Annotated in this window: 3 protein-coding genes; 2 read left to right on the top strand and 1 reads right to left on the bottom strand. The window is 65.4% G+C overall.

Going from position 1 to position 4176, the window contains the following annotated elements; genetic code table 11:
* Positions 1–96: 96 nt before the first annotated feature.
* Positions 97–1344 (top strand): LLM class flavin-dependent oxidoreductase, encoded by a 1248-nt coding sequence (locus JOY90_RS31595; RefSeq protein WP_291695013.1) that lies wholly within the window; start codon positions 97–99, stop codon positions 1342–1344.
* Positions 1345–1382: 38 nt separating this feature from the next.
* Here the strand turns inward: JOY90_RS31595 and JOY90_RS31600 are convergent, their stop codons facing one another.
* Entirely contained in the window at positions 1383–2165 is a 783-nt protein-coding gene (locus JOY90_RS31600; RefSeq protein ID WP_291695015.1) for a DUF4886 domain-containing protein, read from the bottom strand.
* Between the two features lie 202 nt (positions 2166–2367).
* Between JOY90_RS31600 and JOY90_RS31605 the strand changes: the two genes are divergently transcribed.
* Entirely contained in the window at positions 2368–3744 is a 1377-nt protein-coding gene (locus JOY90_RS31605; protein ID WP_291695014.1) for a cytochrome P450, read from the top strand.
* Positions 3745–4176: the final 432 nt, after the last annotated feature.

The following is a 4176-nucleotide window of genomic DNA, read 5'->3' on the forward strand; positions in this document are numbered from 1 at the left end:
GGCTCCGCGAGGCCCGCACGTTGAAACGGCACGGCAGGTAGCCTACCAATGGTCCACCGAATTCCGACAGAACATCAATCATTCGAGAAAAACCTCATGCCGCGCCTCAAATTCGGAGCCTTCCTCGCCCCACACCACCCGATCGGCGAGCATCCGACGCTGCAATTCCGCCGCGACCTCGATTTCGTGCAACAGCTCGACGATCTCGGCTACGACGAGTTCTGGTGCGGCGAGCATCATTCCTCCGGATGGGAGATGATCGCCTCGCCCGAGATGTTCCTCGCCGCCGCCGGCGAACGCACCAAGCGCATCAAGCTCGGCACCGGCGTGATCTCGCTGCCCTATCACCATCCCTTCAACGTCGCCCAGCGCATGGTTCAGCTCGACCACATGACCGGCGGCCGCGCGATCTTCGGCTCCGGCCCGGGGGCACTCGCTTCGGATGCGCACACGCTCGGCATCGACCCGATGACGCAGCGCGACCGCCAGGACGAGGCGATCGCGATCATCCGTCGCCTGTTCAACGGCGAGCGCGTCACGGCCAGGAGCGACTGGTTCGTCATGAACGACGCGGCGCTGCAGATCCTGCCCCTGCAGGAGGAGATGCCGTGCGTGGTGGCCTCGATGATCTCGCCGTCCGGCATGACGCTCGCCGGCAAATACGGTATCGGCATCATCTCGCTCGGCTCGATGTCGAGCAAGGGCTTGATGTCGCTGGCGCAGCAATGGGAGTTCGCCGAGGACGCGGCGAAGAAGGCCAACACCACGGTCAGCCGCTCCAATTGGCGCGTGCTGCTCTCCTGGCACATCGCCGAGAGCCGCGAACAGGCGCGGCGCGAAGCCCGCGAAGGGCTGATGCGCTGGCACAATGAATACAACGTCGGCACCCTGATGCGGCCGGGCATTACCGCGTTCAAATCGCCCGACGAGGCCGTCGACCAGACCGCCTTCGTCGACGGCGCAGCCTCCGCCATCGGGACGCCCGATGACCTCGTGAAGCTGATCAAGAACGTGATGAAGCTGTCGGGCGGCGTCGGAACCATCATCGGTTTCGCGCACGACTGGGCCAACATCGAAGCGACACGACGAAGCTGGGACCTGGTGGCGCGCTATGTGGTGCCGGAGATCAACGGCTACGTGAACGGCATGCGCGAGTCGCAGAGATTCGTGATCGAGAACCGCGCGATTTTCGAGCGCGCCGGCGAAGCCGTGATGGCCAAGATCATGGGCAACGAGAAGGCGGCCGCCGCGCTCGCGGACACCGGCCCGGGCCGCGTCTCGATCGCGACAGCGAACGCACCGGACCTGCAGAAGGAAGCGGCGAAACAGCGGGGCAAGGCCTGAACGAGCGGCGCGTGTCTTTCGACGCGCGCCGTTTCGCTTCATTTCCCGTAATAGTCCTGCACCGTGTCCCAGGCCGTCTGCTGCAGGAACTTCGCGGTCGGCTCGTCGAGGTTGGCGTGATAGAGGTTGCCGACCGGCGAGCGGCCGGTCAGTGCCGCAAACGTCACGCAGGCGGCGAGGTAAGTGCCGGCGGGACTCGGATGGCGCCTGTCGGGCGCGTAGAGACCGAGCTCCGGCTGCTTCTCCCTGGCGCGCGCGAAGGCGAGCCCGGCGGGGATCACCAGCGCGTTGTTCGCATTGCCCGCCCCGGTGTAGGCCTCGGCGAGTTGCGCCGTCATCTCCGGCCTGTCGGCATAGGCCCAGGACATGAAGAACACCGGCTTCGCGCCATGGGCGCGGACGATGGCGCTGTCCTTTCCGGCGAACTCCGTGAAGACGGACTTGAGCCTGGGATGGATCGGGCACTGGCTGCAATCCATCATCACGGCGGCGTCGAACAGCCTGTCGCGCTCGTCGAACAGGACGTTGTTCTGTTCGTCGAAATGATAGGCGGCGATCGCGCCCGGCCGGAAATAGCTCTCGACATCGTGCCAGTCGAGACCGGAGCCGCCGATCGTCGCCATCCAGGCGCGGTAGTCCTCCTTGTGCTCGGGATCCGCGGCCCTTTCGAGCTGGGAGACCTGGCTCGGCATGCCGTTGTTGTAGTAGAAGAAGCTGTTGCCGATGAAGATCTCGACCTTCGGGAAATCGGGGCCGAGGCTCGTGACGGTCGGCCTGGTCTGGGCGTGCGCTGCAGCGGTCCAGCAGGCGAGCGCCAGCATGGCGCAGATCCCCCGAATGACGTTCGACAAGACGTTCCTCCCGATCAAGGCTTGCTTGGAAGCACTCTGGCACGGCGGCCGGGCCTTGTCGCGGCCTATCGGCCGGTCCAGGCTCACGCCCGGCGGCTGGCGCTTTCGGCCGCAACAATCTATTTAAGAATGCCCCATAAGAAGGCCGCTTGCACCTCACGGAGCAACTGCCATGTCGATGCAAAATGCGATCTCTCCCGCCGCCGGCTTCACGCCGCCGAAGCGCAACTCGCTGACGCACATTCCGGGCGACGAGGGCTGGCCGATCATCGGCAAGACCCTCGACGTGCTGGCCGACCCCAAGGGCCATATCGAAGGCAACGCCAAGAAATACGGCCTGGTCTATCGCAGCCACATCTTCGGCGAGACCAGCCTGGTGCTGCTCGGACCCGACGCCAACGAGCTCGTGATGTTCGACACCGCCAAACAGTTCTCCTCCGCGCTCGGCTGGGGACGCATTCTCGACCTGCTGTTTCCGCGCGGGCTGATGCTGCTCGATTTCGACGAGCACCGGCTGCACCGCCGTGCGCTGTCGGTGGCTTTCAAGGCCGGCCCGATGAAGTCCTACCTCGCCGAGCTCGACAAGGGCATCGCGCGGCGCGTCGCGGAGTGGAAGGCCCGGCCCGGCGAGATGCTGATGTATCCGGCCATGAAGCAGCTCACGCTCGACCTGGCCGCGACCTCGTTCCTCGGCGCCGACATCGGGCCCGAGGTCGACCAGATCACCCGCGCCTTCGTCGACATGGTCGCGGCTTCCATCGCGGTGATCCGCAAACCCCTGCCGGGCACCAAGATGGCGCGCGGCGTGCGCGGCCGCAAACGGATCGTCGCCTATTTCTCCGAGCAGATCCCGATCCGCCGCGCCAGGGGCGACGGCGAGGACCTGTTCTCGCAACTGTGCCGGGCCACCCACGAGGATGGCGCGCTGCTGTCGACGCAGGACATCGTCGACCACATGAGCTTCCTGATGATGGCGGCGCACGACACGCTGACCTCGTCGCTGACCTCCTTCGTCGGCGAGCTCGCCGCCCATCCGGACTGGCAGCAGAAGCTGCGCGACGAGGTTTTGGGCCTCGGCCTCGGCGTGGACGCACCGACGACGCCGGAGCATCTGGAGGCGCTGCCGCTCACCGAGATGGCGTTCAAGGAGACGCTGCGGATCATGCCGCCGGTGCCCTCGATGCCGCGTCGCGCGATCCGCGATTTCACCTTCCGCGGCTATGCGGTTCCCGCCGGCACGATGATCGGCGTCAATCCGATGTTCACCCATCACATGCCGGAGGTCTGGCCCGAGCCCGACAAGTTCGATCCGCTGCGCTTCACCGAAGAAGCCCAACGCGGCCGCCACCGCTTCGCCTGGGTGCCGTTCGGCGGCGGCGCGCACATGTGCATCGGGTTGCACTTCGCCTACATGCAGGCGAAATGCTTTGCGCGGCGTTTCCTGCAGAACATCGAAGTCTCGGTCGCGCCCGGCTACCGGCCCGAATGGCAGGTGTGGCCGATTCCGAAACCCCGCGACGGGCTGCGGGTGACGCTGAAGCCGGTGTAGGGAAGCGAGGAGGCGCCTGAGCGCGATCGTCGTTGCAGTCGGATTCAGCGTCTTAATCGGCATTCGCTGTCGTCGCGCGGCATGACGGTCTGTAGGGTGGGATGAGCGGCGTCTTGCACTGAAGCGCGCCACACCAAGGAAGAAGCGTGCCCACCACCAAGAGCCGAGCTGTCGAGAGAACGGTGGGCACGACGCTTCGCGTCTTAGCCCACCCTACGGAATTGAGACATGCATTCGCGTTCTCGCGGCATGAAATGCCCGAGCTGTGCATCGATCCACCCTCCAGAAACAAAAGAGGGCGCAGGGAATGCCGGGTGAACCAGCCTCACCCATGGCCCCCGTGCAACAAAAACGCACGGGGCAGGAACCACAGGTTCAGCCGAGATCACCGGCATTCCCTGCGCGATGGTGTTAACGCTTATGGCGTGCTCT

It is taken from the genome of Bradyrhizobium sp., assembly GCF_019242285.1.
GTDB lineage: Bacteria > Pseudomonadota > Alphaproteobacteria > Rhizobiales > Xanthobacteraceae > Bradyrhizobium.

Coding starts and splice junctions, on each gene's coding strand:
- JOY90_RS31595 (WP_291695013.1), top strand. CDS start 97: ATGCCGCGCCTCAAATTCGGAGCCTTCCTCGCCCCACACCACCCGATC.
- JOY90_RS31600 (WP_291695015.1), bottom strand. CDS start 2,165: ATGCTGGCGCTCGCCTGCTGGACCGCTGCAGCGCACGCCCAGACCAGG.
- JOY90_RS31605 (WP_291695014.1), top strand. CDS start 2,368: ATGTCGATGCAAAATGCGATCTCTCCCGCCGCCGGCTTCACGCCGCCG.